This window comes from Caulobacter endophyticus (assembly GCF_029543245.1).
Classification (GTDB): Bacteria; Pseudomonadota; Alphaproteobacteria; order Caulobacterales; family Caulobacteraceae; genus Caulobacter; species Caulobacter endophyticus_A.
Genome location: NZ_JARQWV010000003.1, coordinates 247,758 through 270,333, shown reverse-complemented (window position 1 = coordinate 270,333; position 22,576 = coordinate 247,758). Strand labels below are relative to the sequence as shown.

At 70.0% G+C, this 22,576-nt stretch carries 20 protein-coding genes; 12 read left to right on the top strand and 8 right to left on the bottom strand.

Going from position 1 to position 22,576, the window contains the following annotated elements; genetic code table 11:
- The first annotated feature begins 54 nt into the window (after positions 1-54).
- Positions 55-2,628, top strand: a complete 2,574-nt coding sequence (locus tag P7A99_RS04575) for a TonB-dependent receptor domain-containing protein (RefSeq protein WP_277792750.1) — start codon at positions 55-57, stop codon at positions 2,626-2,628.
- A gap of 92 nt (positions 2,629-2,720) precedes the next feature.
- Positions 2,721-4,313: an alpha,alpha-trehalase TreF gene (gene treF, locus P7A99_RS04570; RefSeq protein ID WP_277792749.1), complete on the top strand. Its 1,593-nt coding sequence runs from the start codon at positions 2,721-2,723 to the stop codon at positions 4,311-4,313.
- On the opposite strand, the gene P7A99_RS04565 is transcribed toward treF, so the two are convergent.
- Positions 4,310-5,077 carry a Crp/Fnr family transcriptional regulator gene (locus tag P7A99_RS04565; RefSeq protein ID WP_277792748.1) on the bottom strand — a complete coding sequence of 256 codons (768 nt, stop codon included), beginning with the start codon at positions 5,075-5,077 and terminating at the stop codon, positions 4,310-4,312. The two genes, treF and P7A99_RS04565, sit on opposite strands and share 4 nt — an antisense overlap.
- A gap of 44 nt (positions 5,078-5,121) precedes the next feature.
- Here P7A99_RS04565 and P7A99_RS04560 point away from each other — a divergent pair, with 44 nt between their 5' ends.
- From P7A99_RS04560 to P7A99_RS04515, 10 genes are all read left to right on the top strand, one after another.
- Complete coding sequence (locus tag P7A99_RS04560) at positions 5,122-7,146, top strand: toll/interleukin-1 receptor domain-containing protein (protein ID WP_277792747.1); 2,025 nt, start codon at positions 5,122-5,124, stop codon at positions 7,144-7,146.
- A gap of 23 nt (positions 7,147-7,169) precedes the next feature.
- On the top strand, positions 7,170-7,586 hold the full coding sequence (locus P7A99_RS04555; RefSeq protein WP_277792746.1) for a hypothetical protein: 417 nt from the start codon (positions 7,170-7,172) through the stop codon (positions 7,584-7,586).
- A gap of 130 nt (positions 7,587-7,716) precedes the next feature.
- Positions 7,717-9,333: an adenylate/guanylate cyclase domain-containing protein gene (locus P7A99_RS04550; protein ID WP_277792745.1), complete on the top strand. Its 1,617-nt coding sequence runs from the start codon at positions 7,717-7,719 to the stop codon at positions 9,331-9,333.
- A 311-nt stretch (positions 9,334-9,644) separates the two neighbouring features.
- The gene (locus P7A99_RS04545; protein ID WP_277792744.1) at positions 9,645-10,913 is read left to right on the top strand and encodes an RICIN domain-containing protein; all 1,269 of its coding nucleotides are present in this window, start codon (positions 9,645-9,647) and stop codon (positions 10,911-10,913) included.
- Positions 10,910-11,050, top strand: a complete 141-nt coding sequence (locus P7A99_RS04540; RefSeq protein ID WP_277792743.1) for a hypothetical protein — start codon at positions 10,910-10,912, stop codon at positions 11,048-11,050. The genes P7A99_RS04545 and P7A99_RS04540 overlap by 4 nt, the downstream gene beginning before the upstream one ends.
- Positions 11,051-11,138: 88 nt before the next feature.
- Positions 11,139-13,649, top strand: a complete 2,511-nt coding sequence (locus tag P7A99_RS04535) for a zinc-dependent metalloprotease (RefSeq protein ID WP_277792742.1) — start codon at positions 11,139-11,141, stop codon at positions 13,647-13,649.
- A 49-nt stretch (positions 13,650-13,698) separates the two neighbouring features.
- The gene (locus tag P7A99_RS04530; protein WP_277792741.1) at positions 13,699-15,468 is read left to right on the top strand and encodes an amidohydrolase family protein; all 1,770 of its coding nucleotides are present in this window, start codon (positions 13,699-13,701) and stop codon (positions 15,466-15,468) included.
- A 178-nt stretch (positions 15,469-15,646) separates the two neighbouring features.
- Positions 15,647-16,513, top strand: coding sequence for a pentapeptide repeat-containing protein (locus P7A99_RS04525; RefSeq protein ID WP_277792740.1), 867 nt, complete (start codon positions 15,647-15,649; stop codon positions 16,511-16,513).
- Positions 16,514-16,727: 214 nt separating this feature from the next.
- Positions 16,728-17,177: a MarR family winged helix-turn-helix transcriptional regulator gene (locus P7A99_RS04520; protein WP_277792739.1), complete on the top strand. Its 450-nt coding sequence runs from the start codon at positions 16,728-16,730 to the stop codon at positions 17,175-17,177.
- Positions 17,178-17,279: 102 nt separating this feature from the next.
- Positions 17,280-17,555, top strand: coding sequence for a hypothetical protein (locus P7A99_RS04515; RefSeq protein ID WP_277792738.1), 276 nt, complete (start codon positions 17,280-17,282; stop codon positions 17,553-17,555).
- 14 nt (positions 17,556-17,569) lie between these two features.
- Here the strand turns inward: P7A99_RS04515 and arfB are convergent, their stop codons facing one another.
- The 7 genes from arfB to P7A99_RS04480 are packed head-to-tail and all read right to left on the bottom strand — an operon-like array spanning position 17,570 to position 22,401.
- Positions 17,570-17,992 carry an alternative ribosome rescue aminoacyl-tRNA hydrolase ArfB gene (gene arfB / locus P7A99_RS04510; RefSeq protein WP_277792737.1) on the bottom strand — a complete coding sequence of 141 codons (423 nt, stop codon included), beginning with the start codon at positions 17,990-17,992 and terminating at the stop codon, positions 17,570-17,572.
- Positions 17,989-18,447: a YaiI/YqxD family protein gene (locus P7A99_RS04505; protein ID WP_277792736.1), complete on the bottom strand. Its 459-nt coding sequence runs from the start codon at positions 18,445-18,447 to the stop codon at positions 17,989-17,991. Before P7A99_RS04505 ends, arfB begins: the two co-directional genes overlap by 4 nt.
- 29 nt (positions 18,448-18,476) lie before the next feature.
- The gene (locus P7A99_RS04500) at positions 18,477-18,875 is read right to left on the bottom strand and encodes an NUDIX hydrolase (RefSeq protein ID WP_277792735.1); all 399 of its coding nucleotides are present in this window, start codon (positions 18,873-18,875) and stop codon (positions 18,477-18,479) included.
- 29 nt (positions 18,876-18,904) lie between these two features.
- Complete coding sequence (locus P7A99_RS04495) at positions 18,905-19,996, bottom strand: serine hydrolase domain-containing protein (protein WP_277792734.1); 1,092 nt, start codon at positions 19,994-19,996, stop codon at positions 18,905-18,907.
- 32 nt (positions 19,997-20,028) lie between these two features.
- Positions 20,029-20,898, bottom strand: a complete 870-nt coding sequence (locus P7A99_RS04490) for a helix-turn-helix transcriptional regulator (protein ID WP_277792733.1) — start codon at positions 20,896-20,898, stop codon at positions 20,029-20,031.
- Between the two features lies 1 nt (position 20,899).
- Entirely contained in the window at positions 20,900-21,901 is a 1,002-nt protein-coding gene (gene hemB / locus P7A99_RS04485; protein WP_277792732.1) for a porphobilinogen synthase, read from the bottom strand.
- 56 nt (positions 21,902-21,957) lie between these two features.
- Positions 21,958-22,401 (bottom strand): DUF2147 domain-containing protein, encoded by a 444-nt coding sequence (locus tag P7A99_RS04480; RefSeq protein ID WP_277792731.1) that lies wholly within the window; start codon positions 22,399-22,401, stop codon positions 21,958-21,960.
- Positions 22,402-22,576 lie beyond the last annotated feature (175 nt).

Here is a 22,576-nt window from a genome sequence, read left to right as displayed (position 1 = left end):
CTCACTCACCAAAGCGCCGCCAAAGAACAATGATCGGCGCGAGGGAGGGAAGTGATGCGCAAGAGCTTCGACCGCCGCCTCGTCTGGGGCTCCACCACCACCGCCGCTGTCCTGGCGACCCTGATCGCGCCGAGCGCCGGTTACGCCCAGGCGCGGACGACCTACAGCTTCGACATTCCGGCCCAGGACCTTGGCGGCGCCCTGCGCGCCTTCGGTCGCGTGTCGGGCCAGCAGCTGGCCTTCGACGAGACCCAGCTGCGCGGTAAGCGCAGCAGCGGCCTGAAGGGCGGCTACTCGGCCGAAGAGGGCCTCAAGCGCCTGCTGGCCGGCTCCGACATGGTCGCCCAGCCCACCGCCAGCGGCGTCTACGCCATCCGCGGCCGCAGCCTTCTGGTCGCCGCCAGCGCCACGGCCCAGGCCGCGCCGGCCGTCGCCGCCGAGCCCCCGGCCCAGCCCGAGGCGCCTTCGGAAGTGGAAGAGGTCATCGTCGTCGGCACCCCCGGCGGCGCCGGCATCGACAAGCTGTCGGCGAGCTTCGCGGTGAGCACCGTCAACGCCGCCGACATCACAAAGGCCTCGCCCAAGTCGAGCGCCGAGCTGCTGGCCCTGGTCCCCGGCGTCTGGGTCGAGACCTCGGGCGGCGTTGCGGGCGCCAATGTCTTCGTGCGCGGTTTCCCAGCCACCGGCGACGCCGAGTTCCTGACCATCCAGCTGCAGGGCGCGCCGATCTATCCGCCGTCGACCCTGTCGTTCCTCGAGAACTCGTCGATCTTCCGCGTCGACGAGACGATTTCGCGGATGGAGGCGCTGCGCGGCGGTCCCAACCCGATCTTCTCCAACGGCCAGCCGGGCCTGACGACCAACTTCATGCTCAAGGAGGGCGGCGAGGAGACCAAGGGCCTGGTGAAGGCCTCGACCTCCGACTACGGCCTGCGCCGCATCGACGGCGTGGTCAGCGGCAAGCTGGCCGACGACCTCTTCTTCATGGTCGGTGGCTACGTCGCCCGCTCGCCGGGCATCCGTGACACCCAGTTCGACAGCGAGAAGGGCCAGCAGTTCACGGTGAACCTCACCAAGAAGCTGGAGAACGGCAAGATCAACCTCTACGCCCGCGCCACCGACGATCACGGCGCCTGGTACCTGCCGTTCGCGATCAACGTGCCCGGTGTCGACAAGGGGACCTACACCCAGCTGGGCGAGCTTTCGCGCCACCAGGCCCTTCAGGTGCACGCCAACGGCGCGACCCGCAGTTTCGACCTAGCCGACGGCCGCGGCTGGAAGGGCTATGTCGCCGGCGGCAGCTTCGAGCACGAGTTCGGCGACGGCTGGACGGTGCGCGATCGCTTCAGCTTCACCAAGGGCGACGCCAACACCTACGGCTTGGTGCCCGACGGCGGGGCGGTCACGGCTGCGTCCGTCGCCACCGTCATCGGCGGTCCGGTGGCGACGCGCGGCGGGACCGTGCTGGGCGCCAATGACTACGTGCAGGCCTGGGGCGCCTGGATCGTCGAGAAGGAGATCGAGGCGCTGACCAACGACTTCAGCGTCTCCAAGACCTTCGGAACCCACGAGGTTTCGGCCGGCTACTACGCCTCCAGCTTCTCGTCCGACGACTTCTGGACCATCGGCAACTTCCGTCCGATGCAGGTCAAGGCCAACGGCGACTACCTGGCCGCAAACGTCAGCTGCGCCAACCTGGCCACGGCCGGCAGCGGCACGGGCTGCTGGAACTACGGCCTGGTCTCGGCGGGCGACGGACGGGTGGACGCGCTGTACCTGGCCGACGCTTGGCAGGCCACCGAAGCCCTGCGCATCGACCTGGGCGTGCGTCGCGAGCGGTTCAAGACCGACTACGTGGTCGACGACGGCAACGGCTATCCCGACGGCCTGGCCATCCGCACCACCGACTACAGCCAGAGCAAGACGTCCTACACGGTGGGCGCCAACTACGACCTCAATGACGTCTCGGGCGTCTTCGTGCGCTATTCGCGGGGCTACAAGTTCCCCAGCTTCGACAACTTCCGCGAAAACCTGACCGACACCCTGAAGGTCGACCAGTACGAGCTGGGCTACAAGCTGCGCAGCGGGCCGTTCGAGCTCTACGCCACGGGCTTCGCCAACGAGTTCAAGGGCGCAAAGTTCGCCGACGTCGGCGGCATCCAGGAAAGCAACACCAACAAGGCCCACGGCATCGAGCTGGATGGTCGCTGGCGGTCGGACTTCGGCCTGTCGCTTGCGCTGAACGGCACCTTCCAGAAGACCGAGATCAAGCAGTCGTCGATCCCGGCCAACGCCGGCAACAGCGCCCAGCGCCAGCCCGACTGGCAGATCCGCTTCACGCCCAGCTGGGACGTGCAGCTGGGAACCGTCGACGCCACCTTCTACGGCACGCTCAGCGCCGTGGACGACCGCTATGGCGACAACGCTAACACCCAGGTGCTGAAGGGCTACGAGAAGTTGGATCTGGGCGCGATCTTCCGCGTCGCCCAGTTCGACGTGCAGATCGCCGCCGACAATCTCACCGACAGCCACGGCCTGACGGAAGGCGACCCGCGCTCGACCAGCGGAGCCAACGCCCGGCCGATCCTGGGTCGGTCGGTGCGCCTGAGCGTCGGCTACAACTTCTGAGGCCTTCGCGGGTTCTGTCCTGCAACGGTTCCTGCGCGCGGGCCGGCTTCCTCCCTGCCGGTCCGCGTTCCTTTTCTTCCAGTGAGGCCCCGATGATCCGCACCCGCCTGCTCGCCGTCGTTTCCGCAGCGGCCTGGACGGCCATCGCGCCGCTCGCCCTGGCCCAGACGCCGGCAGCGGAAATCGCAACGCCGGCGGACACTTACCAGGAGCTGTTCCACCAGGTGCAGACCCGGCGGCTGTTTCCCGACGGCAAGACCTTCGTCGACGCCACGCCTCGGCGTGACCCCGTCGCGATCCTCAAGGACTACCGCGCCAGGGCGCGTTTCACCGACGCCGAGCTGAAGCGCTTCGTGCGCGCCAACTTCGTCGTGCCGGAGGCCGGGGCGACGCCGGCGCTCAGCGCCGAGCGCACCACGCTGAAGGCCCACGTCGCCCAGCTGTGGCCCCATCTGACCCGCGATCCGGTCAAGCCGGTGGCCGGCGGCTCGGCCCTGGCGATGGAAAAGCCGTTCGTCGTGCCCGGCGGCCGCTTCCGCGAGATCTACTACTGGGACAGCTACTTCACGATGCTGGGTCTGAAGCTCGACGGCAGGGCGGAGCTGGTCGAGAACATGATCGACGACTTCGGCGGCCTGATCGACGCCTATGGCCACATCCCAAACGGCGCACGCACCTACTATCTCAGCCGCTCGCAGCCGCCGTTCTTCTACGCCATGGTCGGGCTGTCCGAGGCGACCGATCCGGCGGTGGTCAAGGCGCGCGTCGACTTGATGCGGCGCGAGCACGCTTTCTGGATGGACGGCGAGAAGACCGTGACGCCGGGCAAGGCGTATCGCCGCGTCGTCGCCCTGCCGGGCGGGGCGGTGCTGAACCGCTACTACGACGACCGCGTCACGCCGCGCGACGAGTCCTACCGCGAAGACCTGGAGACCGCCCGCGAGGCCTCCATGGCCACGGGACGTCCACCCGCCGAGGTGTTCCGCGACCTGCGGGCCGGGGCCGAGAGCGGCTGGGACTTCTCCTCGCGCTGGATGGCGGACGGCAAGCACCTGAAGACCATCCGCACGACCGCCATCGTTCCGGTCGACCTCAACAGCCTGATGTACGGCCTGGAGACCGCGATCTCCGCCGGCTGCGCCCGCATCGCCGACGCTCCATGCGTCGCCGAGTTCGACAGTCGCGCCAAGGCCCGCAAGACCGCCATGGACGCGGTTCTGTGGGACGCCGCGCGCGGGGTCTATCTCGACTATCTGTGGACCGGCGGCGAGCGGATCGACACCGTCAGCGCCGCGACCCTCTATCCGTTGTTCGTCGGTGCGGCGTCGCCCGAGCAGGCCAAGGCGGTGGCCGGCGTGACGCGCGCTCAGTTGCTGGCCTCGGGCGGCCTGCGGACCACCACCAACCGCACCGGCCAGCAATGGGACACGCCCAACGGCTGGGCGCCGCTGCAATGGGTGGCGGTCTCCGGCCTGCGCCGCTACGGCGAGACCCAGTTGGCGGCGGATATCTCAAGCCGATGGCTGGCGACGGTCGAGCGCGAGTACCAAGCCAGCGGCAAGATGCTGGAGAAGTACGACGTCGAGGAGGCCAAGGCCGGCGGGGGCGGGGAGTACCCGCTGCAGGACGGCTTCGGGTGGACCAACGGCGTGACCCGCGCCTTGCAGGAGAGCGCGGGGAACTAGAGCTCCGGCTCGTCGCCGCCCAGGCGCTCGATCTCGGCGACCAGGCCGTCGATATCGAGGATGGTCAGGGTGCGGCCCTGCTTGGCGATCAGGTTGCGGGCTTCCAGGCGGTTCAGCTCGCGCGTCACGGCCTCGCGCTGGGCGCCGGCCAGGACGGCGATCTCGGCGTGGGTGGGGGCGCGGGCCAGCACGGCGCGATTGTCCTCGATGCCGACATCGGTGGCCAGGCGCAGCAACTCCATCTGCACGCGGCACGGAGCCGAGACGGCGTTCAGCTCGAAAACCCGACTGCTCAGTGCGCGGACCATGGCCGCCAGATCTTCCATCACCGCGCGGGTGAAGTTGGGCGAGCCGGCCATCAGTTCGGCCACCAGGGGTTCGGGCAGGCGGCCCACCACGGCCTCGGTCAGGGCGGTGACGTTGGCCGAGCGCGGCAGGCGATCGATGGCGGCGATCTCGCCGAAATAGGACCCCGGCTGCAGCCGGCGATAGCCGACCTCGCGCCCCGAACGCGCGTACTGGTTCACCAGCAACAGGCCTTGGACGACGACATAGATCGCGCCGCCCGGATCGTGCCGCTGCACCAGGCGCGCGCCCCGGCGCACCGACAGAATCTCGATGCGGGAGGCGAGGGTTTCGATCTCGGCGGGCGTCATGTGGCGCAGCAGCCGGCAGCCCGTCAGGGCTTGCAGTCGGGAAGCCTGATCGCCGAAGCCCGTCGCATTCGAAGCGCCAGCGGTGGCGGCGCTCGCGGAAGAGTCCATAATCGCCGCTCCTGAGTTCGCGTAAGGGGAGAGTCGAGGGGGCAATGGGGGACTTAAACTACAAGGCCTTCATCAGCTACAGCCATGGCGACGGCAAGCTGGTCGATTGGCTGCACAAGCGCCTGGAGGCCTATCGCCCGCCGAAGGGCGTGGGTCAGGCCGAGACGCGTCCGCTGCGTCCGATCTTCCGCGATCGCGCCGAACTCTCGGCCGCCGCCGATCTGGGCGGAGCGATTCGCGAGGCGCTGGACCGTTCAGAGCACCTGATCGTCGTCTGTTCTGAGGCGTCGCGGGGCTCGAAATGGGTCGGCGAAGAGATCCGCCACTTCCTTTCGACCCACGGACCCCAGCGGGTGATCTGCGTGCTGGTCGATGCGCCGGAAGGCGGTGGCGAGGTGATCGACTGCCTGCCGCCGGTGCTGCGCGAGGCGTTCCCGCCCGGAGGCGAGCCGCTGGCCGCCGACCTGCGTCCGGGCGGCGACGGCCGGCGCCTGGCCTTCCTGAAGGTGGCCTCCACCCTGCTGGGGGTGCGGCTCGACAGTCTGATCCAGCGCGACGCTCGCCGGCGCCAGCGCTGGATGGCCGCCACCACGGCCGGCGCGCTCGGCGTCGCCGTGGTCACTGGGGCCCTGGCGGTGGTCGCTTTCGATGCTCGTCGCGAGGCCGAGGCCCAGCGCGCCGAGGCCGAAGACCTGGTCGCCTACATGCTGGGCGACCTGCGCAAGAAACTGGAGCCGGTGGGGCGCCTCGACGTGCTCGACGGCGTCGGCGCCCGGGCCCTGGCCCACTACGCCCACATCGACGCCCGCGACCTCGACGACGAGGACCTGTCGCAGCAGGCCAAGGCCCAGACCCTGCTTGGAGAGATCCGCGACAAGCGCGGCGACCTGAAGGGCGCGCGGCAGGCCTTCTCGCAGGCGGCCTTGACGTCCGAGGCTCTATCGAACCGCAACCCGCAGGACGGCGCGCGCCTCTATGACCATGCCCAGAACGTCTTCTGGCTGGCCTATGTCGACTGGCGGCTGGCGCGGATCGCCGACGCCGAGGCCGGGTTTCGGCGCTATGGCGAACTGGCCGAACGGCTGACGAGGCTCGATCCTGGCAATGTCGAATGGCGGATGGAGGTCGCCTACGCGCGCAACAACCTCGGCACCCTGTTGCTGAACGAGGGCCGGGGCCAAGACGCTCTGGTCGCCTTCGAGGACGCCCGTGCCCGGTTCGAGGCGGCCGCCAAGGCTTCACCCGGCGCGATCCAGCCGGTGAAGGATCTGGCCGACGCCCATGCCTGGCTGTCGGACACCCACTATCGATTGGGTCATATGGCGCAGGCCTACGAGCAGCGGGCGACGGCGCAGTCGATCTGCGCTGATCTTCTGAAGAAGAACCCCGAGAACCGGCCGATGGCCGCCAAGCTCTATGCCGGCCAGTTGGCTCTGGCGCGTCGTGCCCTGGATCTGGGGCGCATTGACGAGGCTCGCAGGCTGGTCGACGGGGCCAGGCGCGGCTTCCGCGACCTGACCGCCCTGGATCCCGAAAACGCCACCTGGCTGGACTATGCCGCCAATGTGGAGCTGGACGCCGTCGACGTCGCCATGGCCGGCGGCGACCTCCCGGCGGCGCGCGCGGCCCACGCGGAGGCGGCGCGCCGCATCGAGCGGCTGAGGTCGCTCAACCCGGAGGTCTATGCCTGGATGGCGCGACTGAGCGGGAAGTTGCGGGTGCAAGCGATCCGGCTCGCCGAAATCGACGGCAAGTCCGAGGCCGCCAGGGCGGCCGCGCGCGATATCGAACAGTCGCTGGCCGGCAGGAGCGGCAAGAAAGGCGACGCGGAAATGGAGCTCTGGCTGCTGGGCATGTCCTATCTGGCGCAAGGCCGGGCGGGCGAGGTCGTCGGCGCCCTGGGGCCGCGTCGCGAGAGCCTTTCGCCCGAGGCGCTGGACGTGCTGGCCCGCGCCCTGCACCGCCTGGGAAGAATTTCGGAGGCGTCGGCCATAGTGAACAAACTTCGTTTACATGGTTATGCGAGACCCGACTTCGTTGCGTTTTCACGCGATTCATCTTTAGGTTAACTCGCCTATAGGGGGAATTTTCTATGCTCAGCCACAGCGGTACGAACCCGGAACCCGATCTGATCATCGACGTCGTCGTCGGCTTCGACGGCAACCTCAGCTTCATGGACCTGGCGCAGAACCCGCCCGAGCCGCTCGACCTGGACCTGAAGCAGCGCTGCGTGCTCCAGTTCCGTCTCAGCGACGACCTGCTCGCCAAGGGCTGGGGCTTCCAGCCTACCCCGATCTCGTTCGAGAACGACTGGGGCCAGAACTTCTCCAGCTACTACTGGACCCCTTACACGCCGCCGGGCGCAAGCGAGGCGGTGCCGTACGCGCAGTTCAAGGTGATCTACGAGTGCAAGCGCATGGGCATCTTCGTCTACAGCCTGTTCATGCACGACGGCCTGGGCCAGGCGATCGACCTGGATCCGCTGATCGAAAACGGCGTCGGCGTCTAAGCTGACCACCGAGGCGTCCTTCGACGAGCTCGCCGCGCTGCTTCGGCGCGGCGAGCACCTTTCCGCCTATGATCTGGCGCGACGCGCGCTGGACGACGGGGATGGCTCCCTGCTTCTGGCCCACGCGGCCGTGCTTTCGCTGGCTCGGGCCGGCGCCACCGATTTCGCCCGCGCCGAATTCGTGCGGCTGGGCCTTTCGGCTTCCAACGATCCCGAAGCGCTTTCACTGGGCGCTCGCCTGCTGAAGGACGTGGCGCTGACCGCCGATGGCGCGCGTCGGCGGGCCTTTGCGCGAGCGTCGGCGCGCGGCTATGTCGCCGCGGCGGCCAACGGCGGAGGTCCCTATGGCCTCGTCAACGCCGCCACCATGAGCCTGCTGGCGGGCGAGGCGGCCAGAACCGCCGACCTGGCCATGGCCGCCCTGGATGCCGGCGCGGCGGCCGGGCAGGGAGACGCCGACTACTTCCATCGCGCCAGCCGAGCCGAGGCCCTGTTCCTGCTCGGCCGTCGGGACGAGGCTGCGGACATGCTGGCCGCCGCCGTCGCCAGCGCCCCGGCCAGTCTCTCGGCGCACGCCTCCACCCTGCGCCAGTTGTCGATGATCGCCGCCGAGATCGGTGCGCCGACCGCCTGGCTCGAGATTCTACGGCCGCCGGCCACGGCCCATTTCACCGGACACATGTTCGCCGTCCGCGAGCCGGCCGAGGAAGCGGTCCTGAAGGCCCGCATGGCCGACCTGTTGCGCGCCCGCCGGATCGGCTTCGGCTACGGCGGCCTTGCGGCCGGGGCCGACATTCTCTGGGCCGAGACCTTGCTGGCGGCCGGGGGAGAACTGCACGTCGTAGCCCCGCTGGCCCTTGCTTCCTATGTCGAGACCTCCGTGCGGCCGTTCGGCGAGCGCTGGGTCGGGCGGTTCGAGGCCTGCCTGGCGAGGGCGACCTCGGTGCGCTTCGCCGCTCGCGATCCCTACGCCGGAGACGACGAGGTCTTCGCCTATGCCAGCCGTTTCGCCGTCGGCTGCGCCATCCTTCGGGCCGAGGGCCTGTCGACCCAGGCGGTGCAGGTCGCGGTTTGGGACGGGCGTCCCGCCGCCGGACCCGCGGGGGCCGCCGCCGACGTGGCCTACTGGCGCGAGACGGGACGGCCGCAGGCGATCCTGCCCTTCGATCGGCCCGCGCCGGCGTCGCCGGCCGCACCTCCGGCGGGGCTGGACGAGCGCGGGGTCAAGGCCATGCTGTTCATCGACGTGAGGGGCTTCGGCGCGCTGCACGACGCCCAGGTGCCGGCCTTCTTCGAGGTGATCATGGCCGGCATGGCCGAGGCCATCGCGGGCCTGGCCGCCCCGCCCGAGCACGTCGAGACCTGGGGCGATGGCGTCTTCCTGGTGTTCGACCAGCCGTGCGACGCGGCCGAGGCGGCGCTTGCGTTGCTGGAAAGCCATCGCGGCCTGAACCTGCGGGCCCGGGGGCTGCCGCGTCACCTGGCCCTGCGCATCGGCGGCCACTACGGGCCGGTGCACCTGAGGGTGAACCCCATCACCGGCGCCCAGGCGGTGGTCGGCGCCCACGTGGTTGTCGCCGCCCGCATCGAGCCTGACGTGGCGCCGGGCGCGGCCTATGTCAGCGAGGCCATGGCGGGGGTGCTCGCCACGCGCCACGCCGACCTCTACCGCTGCGGCTATGTGGGCCGGACGACCCCCCGCAAGAGCTTTCCGCCGGTCTCGATCTTCAACCTTTCGCGTCGCTGAGAACTCGTCGCAACCCCTGTGACAAATTGCACAGCGGGGCCGTAGGGCTTGGGACATTCTGTCGCAGATCACGGGCGGCCGGGCCGAAAAGCCTCCAGAGCGGACGTCGGCGATCAAGGGACCCGGAGCCGTCTCGCCATGACGGCTCCGGGTTTCCCAGGCCATTGGCGCGCGAGGAAGTCTTGGGGGGCTCTTCGCATGCGGGGCGGGGGCCGCTCGTGACGCTCGCGAGCGGCCCATCGCCGACCCCAGGGTGGAGTAGCGGCGTTGCGAAGCATCGAGGACCGACGGCCAAAGCCGCGGGGCTGGCGATGAACGGGCTTCTGCTCTTCGCCGGCGACGCCAGCGGACGTTCCACCCAATCCGGAAACCTGTTCGACCTGGGCCTCGCCGGCTGGCGCGACGTCGCCGCCCTGGGCCGTGTCGCCGCCGAAACCCGCACTGCGCTTCGGGCCTCGCGTCAGCGCCGCGACATCGTCGATTTCCTGGGCGAGGTGGTCGGCTCGGCCCTGGAGCCCCGTCGGGGCGTCCGCGCCGTCGAAGCCGGAGAATTGTGCGCTGAGGCCCAGCGCCTGATCGCCGCCTGGACCGACCTCGATTGCGTTCTGGAAGGGCAGGGGCTGGACCTGCAACTGGGTCTGGCCGCCTTCGCCCGCGACCTCATCTCGTACGGTCGCGATGTCGCGCCGTCGCTCTATGGCCAACTGCTGTCGGGCGAGCATCAGGCGGCGCTGGAGGCCTTGCGCCTGCAGGTCCGCATGCGCGCCGACCGCGCCACGGCCCTGGCGGCGGCCATGCGCGGCTTCGCCACGCGCGCCGGGGCGTTCGCCGCCGCGTTCGCCGCCTTCGAGCGCGATCCGGCCGTGAGGATCTCCCTGCGCGAGGCGCCCGAGCTTTGCCTCGCCTATGACGACGACGGCGTCGTCATGCTCGAACCGGTCAAGGGCGGGGCCGCCCGCCAGTTCTGGCGGCTGCAACTGGACCAGACCGCCGACGCTCATCGTCTGCGCTCGGCCGCTGACGCGGCGCTGCACCTGCACATCACACCCGACGACAAGCTGTGGACCCTGGCCAACGCCTCGACGCCGTTCGGCTTTCCGCTGGTCAGCGAGGGGCCGCCGCCGTGCGTGGGCGCGCTGGAGGGGCTGCCGGTCGGCGCCGATCTTTTCCGCGTCCCGCCGCGCCAGGGGGCGACGCTCGAAAACGTCGCGTTCCCCGGTCACGCGCTCGACGTGGCCGAGGTGCAGGCCGGCGCGCCCCTGCGCCTGTGGGAGAAGACCGGCCAGTCCACCCAGCAATGGGCCTTCAGTCCGGCGCCGCGTACGCGCCGTGAGATCGCCCTGCACGACCTGGTCGCTCCGGCCGCGGATCTGGCGACGACCGTCGCCGGAGTGCGTGGCCTGCGCGGCGACTGGAACGCGGTGCTCGACGACCTGGAGGCGGGTCTTTCGGTCGCCGATGGGGGAGCGCCGGATCTCGACGCCGTGCTCGCCGGCTGGGAACGGATGGCCGACGCCGCCGAGGCCGCGCTCGCCGAATTCGAGGCGGAGGCCAAGGCCTTCGACACCGCAGGCTCATGATCCAGCTTTCCTCCCGGTGCGCGCCCGAGCGCGGACGCGCCGAACCCCGACCGGTCGAGGCGCGGCCTCCGGCCCTGGATCGTTGCAGGCAGGCCGGCGAACTGGTCGCCCGCGCCCTGGCCCGCGAGATCCGCTAGGGCGTCTTCCGGCAAAAAGGGGCTTGCCTGCGCAGGCCCCGGGCGAAACCGTCGCTCGCCGCGACTTGCGCGGGAATCGGAGGGGCGGATGAGGAAATCGGATCTCGCGGGCGCGTCGCTGCGCGCCCTGGCGGCGGCGGGCGCTCTGGCCGCTCTGTCGCTGTCGGCTGGTCCCGTTTCGGCCGCCCCGGCTCCGCCCGCGCCTGCCGCCGCCCCCGCGAGCGCGCCGGGCCTGCTGGCGGTCAAGACCGACGCCGCCAAGGGCGCGGTGATGGTCACCCTGCCGGCGCCGGACGCCGACGGGATCTCGGGTCGCTTCCTTTATCAGCCCAGCATCAGCGGCGGTCTCGGCGCCACGCCGGTCGGTCTAGACCGCGCCGCCACCGGCGACACCCAGGTCTTGGTCTTCCGCCGCGTGGGCAAGCGCGTGCTGGCCGAGTTCGAGAACTTCGGCTTCCGCGCCGTGGGCGGGGCGGTCGAGGAACAGCGCACGGTGCGCGACAGCTTTCCAGGCTCGGTGGTCTGGTCGGGCGAAGTGGCGGGCGAGGGCGCCGACGGCGGGTTCACGGTCGACCTGGCCGGCTTCCTCCTGCGCGACGCCTTCAACATCACCGGATCGCTGAAGGAGGCCAAGCAGGGCGCGTTCAAGGCCGCGCCGACGCTCAGCTATGTCGACTTCGGTCATGTCGGCGTGTTCCCCGACAATCTGGAGTTCGAAACCCGCCAGACCTTCACCGCCGATGACGCGGGCGGCGAGGTTTCCGGCATCGTCCCCGACGCCCGGGCCGTGACCTTCGGCGTCCACCACAGCTTCATCCGCCTGCCGGGGCCGGGCTTTACGCCGCGCGCCTTCGACCCGCGCACAGGCACGTCCGCCCAAGTGCTGTTCGCCGACTACGCCGTCGGGCTCGACCAGCCGACCGTGCAGCGCCTGGTGCGCCGCTTCCGCCTGGAGAAGACCGACCCGTCGGCGGCGAAGTCGCCGGTGAAGAAGCCGATCGTGTTCTACATCGACCGCGGCGCGCCCGAGCCGGTGCGCGGCGCCCTGGTCGAGGGCGGCCGCTGGTGGAACCAGGCCTTCGAGGCGGCCGGCTATGTCGACGCCTTCCGCGTGGAGCCGCTGCCGCAGGGCGTGGATCCGATGGACGCGCGCTACAATGTCGTGAACTGGATCCACCGCCAGACGCGGGGCTGGTCGACCGGCACGACCGTGGTCGATCCGCGCACCGGCGAGATCGTGCGCGGCGTCGTCCAGCTCGGGTCTCTGCGCATCCGCCAGGACCGCATGATCTTCGAGGGCCTGCTGGGCGCCGACAAGACCGGGAAGGGCGGTCCGGACGATCCGATCCAGATCGCGCTGGACCGCATCCGCCAGCTCTCGGCGCACGAGATCGGCCACGCCATCGGCCTGTCGCACAATTTCGCCGGCAGCGTCTACGGCCGCGCCTCGGTGATGGACTACCCCGCGCCGCTGGTGAAGATCGACGGCGATCGCCTCGACCTGTCGGACGCCTACGCCAAGGGCGTGGGGGCCTGGGACGCCTTCGCCATCGACTGGCTCTACTCGGAAGGCGCGCCGGGCAGCGACGAGGCCGCGCGTCTCGACAAGCTGGCCCGCGACGCCCAGGCCAGGGGCTACCGCTACGTCTCCGACGCCGACGCCCGCGGCGCGGCCTCGGCCCAGCCCTATGGCGCCCTGTGGGACAACGGCGCCGATCCGGTGGTCGAGCTGGACAACGTCATGGCCGTTCGCCGTATCGCCCTGTCGCGCTTTGGCCTGAACAGCGTTCCAGCCGGCTCGCCGGCCGCCGACCTGCGCCGGGCGCTCGTGCCGATCTATCTCTTCCATCGCTATCAGGTCGAAGCGGCGGTGAAGTTCGTCGGCGGGGTCGACTACGGCTATGCGGTGGTCGGCGATGGTCGCGAGGCCGCGCCCGCCACGCCCGCTGCCGATCAGCGCCGCGCCTTGGCGGCCCTGGTCCGCACGCTGGATCCGGCGGCGCTGGATCTGCCCGATCCTCTGCTGTCGGTGCTGTCGTCGGGAATGTCGGGCTCGCGCGACAAGGCCTACGCCATCGAGATCTTCCCGACCTCGGGCGCGTCGGTGTTCGACCTGCCGACCGCCGCCGAGACCGCCGCGGACCTGCCGCTGTCGCTGCTGCTCGATCCCGCCCGCCTCAATCGCCTGGTCGAGCAGAAGCGCCGCGATCCGGGCCAGCTGGACGTCAGCGAGACGGTCGACGCCCTGCTGGCGGCCGTGGCGCCGGGCGGGCCGCAAGCTGACGGCCGCACCGGCGAGCTGCGCCGCCGGGTGCGCGCCCGCCTGGTCGGCGATCTCGTCGCGGTACTCGACGACAAGACCCTGTCGCCCACCGCTGCCGCCCAGATTGACGCGGGCCTTCTGCGCTACGCCAAGACCCTGGCCGGCTGGAAAGGGCAGGGGGCCGAGGCCGATCAGGCCGCCCGCATCTCGCGTCTGCTGACCTCCGGCGACCGCAAGGCCCTGGCCGCTCCGCGCACCGGCGCGGTGGAAACCTTGCCGCCGGGCATGCCGATCGGCGGGGAGGACTGCTGGTTTTGCGCGCCTGGTTCGTCATGAGGAACGGGCGCATCTGAAAGCGCCCGCTTCGAACGAGGAACGACCGCCCATGACCCGCGCCCGCATCCTGCTTGGCGGCCTCTGCGCCGCCGCGCTCTCGACGTCCCTGGCGGCCGCCCAGCCGCTGGCGGTCGTCAACGCCGAGATCTTCGACGCCACGGGCGCGGCGCCGTATCGCGGGACGCTGGTGGTCGATGGCGGGCGGATCCTGGCGGTCGGCCCCAAGGTGAAGGCCCCCAGGGGCGCGACCGTCATCGACGCCAAGGGCGAGGCGCTGATCCCCGGCCTGTTCGACGTTCACACCCACTGGACCCCCAACGGGGTTCCGGACGTCACGCCCAGGATCGCCGACGCCTATGTGGCCGCGGGCGTCACCTCGGTGAACGACTTCCACCAGCAGCCCGAAAGCTTCGCGCCGCGCCGGGCGTGGCTGGGAACCCTGACCGCGCCCCACGTCAACTTCGTAGCCCGGATCAGCACGCCGGGCGGCCATGGCGCCGACTGGGCTGATCAGGCCACCACCCGCTGGGTCGATACGCCGGAAGGCGCCCGCGCCGCCGTCGAGGCGATCGCCGCCTACAAGCCCGACGCCATCAAGGCCTTCACTGACGGTTGGCGCTATGGTTCGGCGCCCGACAACACCACCATGGACGCCTGGACGCTGAAGGCCCTGACCGAGACGGCCCACAAGTACGGGCTGAAGGTTCTGACCCACACGGTCACGGTCGAGCAGGGTAAGGTCGCGGCGATCAGCGGCGTCGATGTCATCGCCCACAGCCTGCAGGACGCGCCGCTGGATGCGGATACGATCGCGTCCATCAAGGCCTCGGGCCTGTTCTACGCCCCGACCCTGGCGGTCTATGAACCCGTGAAGCCGGGCGCCAAGCCGCCGGCCGATCCCGACAGCCCCCGCGCGCGCCAGAGCCGCCTGAAGTTCGGCTACGCCCTGTCCAACGCCAAGGCGCTGTTCGAGGCCGGGGTGCCGCTGGCCCTGGGCACCGACGCCGGCATGACCGGCACGCCGCACGGCGCCTCGACCCTGCGCGAGCTGGAACTGCTGGTCCAGGCCGGCCTGACGCCGAGCCAGGCCCTGACCATCGGCACGGCCGGCAGCGCCAGGGCCATGAACCAGCTGGCCGATCGCGGCACGCTGGAAGCCGGCAAGCGCGCCGACTTCGTAATGGTCGCGGGCAAGCCGTGGGAGACGATCTCCGACGCCCGCAAGGTCGAGCGCGTCTTCATCGACGGCAAGCTGTCCTATGGCCCTGGCGCCAAGCGTTCCGCCGCCAACGACCGCATCGCTCCGCCGGCGGTGAAGGCTCAGGCCCTGATCGACGACTTCGAGCGCGCCGACGGCCGCACCAGCCTCGACACCCTGCGGCTGGACGATTTCGACGGCGGCCGTGACCGCAGCCTCGAGGTCTCGCAGATCATCGACCGCGAAGGCGGCGGCAAGGTGCTTTTCGTCGGCGCCCGCATGGCCGCCAAGGACGACGCCTCGGCCGGCGTGCTGCTGCCGCTGACCCGGGGCTCGGTGGTCCCCACCGACGCCACCGCGTTCAAGGGCCTCAAGTTCGCTGTGCGCGGCGACGGCGGCGCCTATGTCGTCAGTCTGGTGGGGGCCGCTGGCCGCTGGACGACCAAGGTCGAGGCCGGCCCGGGGTGGAAGACAGTCGAACTGCCATTCTCGGCGTTCAAGCCTGCCGGGCGCGAAAAGGCCGCCTTCACCGGAACCGACCTGTTGCAGGTCGGCGTCGCGGGCGAACGACCGGCCGGCGCCAAGCTGTGGTTCGAGCTCGACGACGTGACTTTCTACTAGCCGGGAGGGGCGTGGCGGTTTGACGCGGCGGGCGCTGGAAGGCTAAGGCCAACAAGCGTTTGGCGGGCGACGGGGGTCCCGAATCCCCGTCATTACCGCGATTTAAGTGGTCTAGCGGCGGTGCGGGGCTCAAACCGTTACCAAGCAAGGTCGCTTATCGACCGCACGGAGACCGCCGATGGCCCGCATGGGCATGACACTCGCCGCCGCCCTGGTCATGGGTCTGACGACCCTGGCCGGCCAGGCCCAGGCCAAGGCCTCGATCGAGGACAAGGACGTGGCGCGCCTGGTGTCGCTCGGCGGGGTGTGCGTCAGCTGCGATCTGGCCGGCCGCAAGATGACCGGCGCCAAGTTCAATGGCGCCAACTTCGCCAAGGCCAACCTGATCGGCGCCGACCTGCGCGGCGCGGTGTTCTACGGCTCCAACTTCGCGGCGGCCGACCTGACCCGCGCCGACCTGCGCGGCGCCGAGATGCGGGCCGCCAATTTCCAGGGCGCGAACTTCAACGGCGCCCGCCTGTCGGGCGTGGAGTCGGCCGGCGCCAACTTCCAGAACGCGAACCTGTCGCGCTCGGACCTGACCTCGTCGGAGATGCACGGCGTCAACTTCGAGGCCGCCACCATGATCGACGCGCGCCTGTCCAACGCCGAGCTGAACGGCTCGAACCTGAGCTCGGTGAACGCGCGCGGGGCCGATTTCTCCAACGCCGAGATCAATGGTTCCAACCTCAGCGGCGGCCGGTTCGATCGCGCGCAGTTTCGCAACGCCTCGCTGAGCGCCTCGCACTTCCGCGGCGGCAGCTTCTCGGGCGCGGACTTCAAGGGCGCGGACTTTGGGGGCGTTCGCTTCCAGGGCGTCGATCTCAGCGGGGCCCGCGGCCTGACCCAGGATCAGCTCGACGACGCCTGCGGCGAGGCCCGCCTGCCGCAGGGTCTGTCGCTGAAGAGCTGCGGGAATCGGGTCAAGCGCATCACGGTCATCCGCGGCATGCCTGCGCCGCCGGCTCCGCCCGCGCCTCCGGCCCCGCCTGCGCCCCGGCGCTGAATTCGCCTCTGAGGGGTCTTTCTCGCCTGCGGAACGTGCGGACGAGACAGGCGTTTGGCGACATGGTGAACGCTGCGTTGGCTAGGGACCTCGTGGCGATTGCGCGACAGCAGAGGTTGTGAGATCAAGGCGCACGGCGCGGGGGGACACCATGCCAGAGCATGACTTGAGGGAGGGGCAATCCATGCCCCTGCCCAGCTATTTGAGCTATTTGATGTATCAGACCGAGCAGCATCGGCGCGCCTTGGCGGCCGACCATGTTGCGCGTCACGGTCTGTCGTTCCCGAAATGGGTGGCGATGCTGTCGCTGGCCCGGTTCGGCGAGTGTTCGATGACGCGGCTGGCCAAGCTTTCGGCGGCGGACCGCACGACCCTTACCCGGTCGATCGACGGCCTGATCCGCGACGGCCTGGTCGAGCGCGGCGGGGCGCCGAACGATCGTCGCAAGGTGGTCGTGCGCCTCACCGACGCCGGAGCGGCCCTGCTGCAGCGCATTCGCGACGAGCTGACGCCGCTGCATCAGGAAGCCTGTTCCGAGCTGAGCGCCGACGAGCAGTCGGCCCTGGCCTTCTATCTGAAGAAGATGCTGGGCGGCCTCATTCCGGAGCCGGACTGGAAGGACGAGATCCTCTCGTTCGGCCCGCCGATCCCGCGCCTGGCCTGAAGAAACGCTCGCGACGTCTCGGCTGCAATCTCCGGTTAAGGCGTGCGCGTCTTAAGGTGGAGTTCTGCGGCCGCTAGGGGCGCGCGAGGGGAGCTTCACCACATGAACGTCAGACAGGTCGCCGAGCACATCCAGTCTTACGCCGACGGCGGCACGGGCTTCGCCGTGCAGGCCTCTGGCTCGACCTATCGGATGATGCACTGGGAGGCGATGGTCCAGCATGGCGGCCAGGGCTCGGCCGACATCGTTCTGGCCAATCTCGCCGGGACCATCGTGGGCGACCAGATCACCTGGCTTGACCAGGAACAGGTCTTCCTTGTCCAGCAGCAGGCTGACGGGAAGCGCCTGGGCGTCGGCGTCAATCCTGCCGCTGTCTGACGACCTCTGAGCGGTCAGTCGTCGTGATGGACGCGGCCACGCATGGTCTTCACGCCCGATCGCTTCGACTTGGTCTCCAGCCGCTTGAGCTTGCTGGAATAGGTCGGCTTGGTCGGGCGGCGAGGCTTGGGTTTTTCGGTGGCCCGACGGATCAGCTCGACCAGCCGCTCGCGGGCGTCCTGGCGGTTCAGCTCCTGCGAGCGATGGCCCTGGGCGAACAGCACCAGCACGCCTTCCTGGGTCATGCGGCTGCCGCCCAGCGCGGTCAGCCTGGCCTTGATGTCGTCGGTCAGGGACGGCGAGTTCGTCACGTCGAAGCGCAGCTCGATCGCCGTCGAGGTCTTGTTGACGTGCTGGCCGCCGGGGCCCGAGGCGCGGGCGGCTTTCTCGACCAGTTCGTCTTCGTCGATGCGCAGCCAGGAGGTGATCTCGATCATCGCGGGACCACGCGGCGGGCCTTGACCACGGCCTGATCCAGCGCCTGCAGGAACTTGCTGCGGTCCTGCGGGCCGAAGGCCTTGGGGCCGCTGGTGACCTCGCCCATCGAGCGCAGGTGCTCGCCGATAGAGCGGCTGGCCAGAGCCGAGCCGATCATGTCGTTGGTGAACACCCGGCCGTTGGGCGCGATCGCCTGGCCGCCAGCCTTCAGCACGCGGTCGGCCAGGGGAATGTCGTTGGTCACCACCACGTCGCCGGGACCGGCGCGCTCGGCGATCCAGTCGTCGGCCACGTCGGGGCCGGCGTCGACCACGATCTGCTCGATGGCCGGAGTTGTGGGCACGCGGATCCAGCTGTTGGAGACGACATAGGTCTTCAGGCCGTTGCGGGCCGCGACCTTGTAGGTCTCGTCCTTCACGGGGCAGGCGTCGGCGTCGATGTAGATCGTCGTCATGGCCGCCCTATAGCACGGGTTGGGTCCGGTCAGGCGAGGGCCAGAAGGGCGGGGATCACTTCATCCTTCAGCAGCGGGGCCAGGGGCAGGCCCGCGGGCGGCGCGGCCGGGTCGACCCAGGCCAGTTCCTCGATCTCGGCCTGGGCGGCGATCTCGCCCTCGACGACGGCCAGATAGGTCGCCGACTGCACCGTGAACCCGGCCTCGTTGGCCGCGGGAGCGGAGAACCGGCCCAGCAAGGTCGCCGAGATCAGCCGGCAGCCCAACTCCTCGTCGAGTTCGCGGGCGAGGGCGGTCAGGTCATCCTCGCCCGCGTCGCGCTTGCCGCCCGGCTTCATGAAGATCGCCGTGCCGCGCTTGCGCACCAGCAGCATGCGGCCGGTCTCGTCGCGGATGACGGCGGTGACGATGTCTAGGACCTTGCTCATGCCCGCCAGCCTAGCGGATTCGGCGGCCGTCAGGGCTCGACGGCCGCCAGGATGTGCTCGGTCAGCAGGCGTTCGCTGATGGCGTGCGGCTGGCGGACGCCGAAGTTCACCGTGGTGATCACCGCGACGATCCCGAGGTCGGGGACGATGACCACCTTGTTTCCGCCCGTGCCGCTCATCGCCCAGACCTTGTGGCCGCCGAGGGTCTGCAGCCAGATCAGGTAGCCGTAGTCGGTGTCGGGCCGCGCATTGGCGTGCGGGCTGGTGGCGGCCGCGACGAAGGACGCCGGCAGCACCTGGCGGCCGTTCCACTTGCCGCCGTCGAGATATAGCTGGCCCAGCTTCAGCAGGTCACGGCTGCGCAGGCCAAGGCCGCCGCCGCCCTGCGCCAGGCCGAGCGGCGAAAGCTGCCAGCGCTCGCCCTCGATGCCCAGTGGTCCGAACAACGCCTCGCGGGCGAAGACGGGCAGTGGCTTGCCCACGGCCCCCTGGACTATGGCGCCCAGGGTCGTAACGCCTGCCGTGCAGTAGGAAAAGCTGCGGCCGTATGGCGCGTCGGCGGGCTTCTGCACCCAGTCGGGAAAGCCGCGCACCGGCAGGTCGAGATAGAAACCGACCCAGTCCTCGATCAGGTACATCCGCTCTTCGTTGCCGCGCGAGAACTGGTTGTCGTCGTCGCATTCGGCGATCGAGCTCATGGTCAGCAGGTCCTCGACCGTGACCTTGTCCTTGCGAGGATCGGGCGCGGCGACCGGAGGTCGGCCCTTCAGATAGGGCTTGATCGGCGCGTCGACGCTGGGGATCGCGCCGCGATCGATGGCCGCGCCGGCCAGCATGGCGGTGACGGTCTTGGTCACCGAGCGGGTGTTGCGGCGGGCCTCGGGGCCGCCGTCGGGCCCGCCCTCGTCGTAATAGGCCTCGAACACCAGCTTGCCGTGGCGGGCGATCAGCACGCTGGTGATCTTCTGGAACTCGCCCGCCTTTATGGCGGCGGACATGGCGTCGAGCCGGGGCGCCGACATCCGTTCGGCGGCGGGCGCCGCGGAAGGCATGTCGGCAGCGGCGGAGGCGGGCGACAGCGGCGCCAGGGCCAGGGCGGCGGCGAACAGGAAGCGTTTCACGAAAAGCCACTCCGACGGCGTATGCCGCCAAGCTAGAGCGCGATCGCAGTCTCGTCTTGGACGCCCGCAACATCGGCCCATCTGGCGGGGCGGGGGCTGCAAAGGCGCGAGAACTCTCCAGGTGTCACGCCATAGGCCTGGCGGAACTGTCTGTTGAGGTGGCTCTGGTCGCAGAAGCCCGACGCCAGGGCGATCTCACTGATCGACAGACGACCGGCCATCAGCAGGTCGGCGGCGCGGTCCAGCCGCCGCGTACGCAGGCGCTCGCCCGGCGCCGCGCCGAGCCAGCGGCGGTAGCCGCGCGCCAGGTGAACCGGATGTACGCCGGCGACGCGGGCCAGGTCGGCGACGCCGATCGGCTGGTCGAAGGCGTCGGCCAGATAGGTCTCGGCCAGAGCCAACCAGGGCGGGGGATGGTCGCTGTCGCGCGCCGGGGGAAGGGCCTGCGCCGCCAGTTCCAGGCTGAGCCCTTCCAGGGACAGAGCCTCGGCGTCGACCGATAGCAGCGAGCGGGCGAGGCGCAGGGCGGCGCGGCGGGCGACGGGACCGGTCAGGCGCAGGGCGTCGATCGCCCCACGGCCGTCGGCGAGCTCGCGCCAGTCGCCGGCGCCGAAGCTGACCGCCAGGAAATAGCCGCCGGTCTCGACGAACCGGTCGCGGTGGACCACGCCGGGCGGGTTGTAGACGAGGACTGGCCCCTCGGTTCGCGGACCCCAGGCCGTGGTCTCGTAGCGGCCCTTCGTGGTCAGCACGAAATGGGCGTCGTCGTGGCTGTGTTCGTCGACGAGCTCGGCGCTCATCGTGGCGGCCAGATGCGCTAGCCGCACGCCCGGCAGCCGGCGCTCGATCGTGGGCGCGCCGTAGAACCGTCCGGGTGCGAAGGCGGTTCTCGGCGCGGCCATGTCAGCCCAGCTTTTCGGCCGCCCAGGGCGCGAAATAGGTGATGATCCCGGCGGCGCCGGCGCGCTTGAAGGCCGCCAGGCTTTCGAGGATCGCGCGGTCCTCGTCGATCCAGCCGTTGGCGCCGGCCGCCTTGATCATCGCGTACTCGCCCGACACCTGGAAGGCGTAGGTGGGCATGCGGAACTCGTCGACCAGTCGGCGCAGGATATCCAGGTACGGCAGGCCCGGCTTGACCATGACCATGTCGGCGCCCTCGGCGATGTCGAGGGCGACTTCGCGGATGGCTTCCTCGGTGTTGGAGGGGTCCATCTGGTAGGTCTTCTTGTCGCCCTGGCCTGCGCTGAGCTTTGCCGAGCCGATGGCGTCGCGGTACGGGCCGTAGAAGGCCGAAGCGTACTTGGCGGCATAGGACATGATCATCGTGTCCTGCCGGCCGTCGGCCTCGAGCGCGCCGCGCAGGCGGCCGATGCGGCCGTCCATCATGTCGGACGGCGCCAGGATGTCGGCGCCGGCGGCGGCCTGCATCAGGCCTTGCTCGATCAGCCGCTCGATAGTGGCGTCGTTGAGGATCCTGCCGCCTTCGACCACGCCGTCGTGGCCATGGTCGGTGAAGGGGTCCAGCGCCACGTCGCACATGATGCCGACCTCGGGGGCAGCGTCCTTCATGGCCTTCACGGCGCGCGGGATGACGCCGTCGGGATCGGCGGCGATCGAGCCGGTCGCGTCCTTTCGAGACGGATCGATGTGCGGGAAGATGGCGATGGCGGGAATGCCGAGGTCGCGGGCGCGGACGGCGGCCTTGGCGGCCTCCTTGACGCTGAGGCGCTCGACGCCGGGCATGGAGGCGACAGGGACGGTTCCTTCGCCCTCGTGCACCACCATCGACCAGATCAGGTCGGACGGACGGACTTCCGTCTCGCGCACGAGGCGGCGGGTCCAGTCGGCCTGACGCAGGCGGCGCAGGCGGGTGGCGGGGTAGGGGGCGAGCGGCGGAACGGTCATGCGAAGGGTTTCGCGCGCGCCGCCGGTCGAGGCAAGGCCGGAAGGCCCTTAAGGGGCTATTCGCCGGCCTTGGTGACGCGAACCTGCTGCACGCCGCCGTCGACGCGGGTCCAGACCTGCGACTTGCAGAACAGGCCGCCCAGCACGCAGCCCTTGGCGCGCATGGTGCGGGCGTCGACGAACTCGGCAGTGCCCGAGAGGGTGACCTTCAGGGTCGGAACGAAAACCTTGCCCTTCATGTTTCCATTGCCGGTGGGCGCGAAGTCGCGCAGCACCTGCTGGCCCACCAGGGTGTCGTAGCCGCTCTTCTTGGCGTCAGCCTCGGCCTTGCGGCTGGCATAGACGACCCAACCGCACATGCTCGGACCGCAGTCGGTGATGTGCAGGCGGATGTTGTCCTTCGGGTTGCGCCACACGCCGAGATTCTCGGCGTGAGCCGGCGCAGACACGAACGTGAACAGGGCCGCGACCGCGGCCAGAGCGGTAAAGAACTTGGACATGGGAACCGAGACGACGCCTCCGATGGGCGTGATCTGATACCGACGAGGTGTCGGATCAAGGGAGGTGCGACCTTTCGCACCCATTTTCGCTGCGGCGCCGCAAGCAAATTCGCCAACTGAGATATGATTGACACACTTGGCTGCTCAGGGCAGGTCAGCGGTCAAGAAGGTGAGG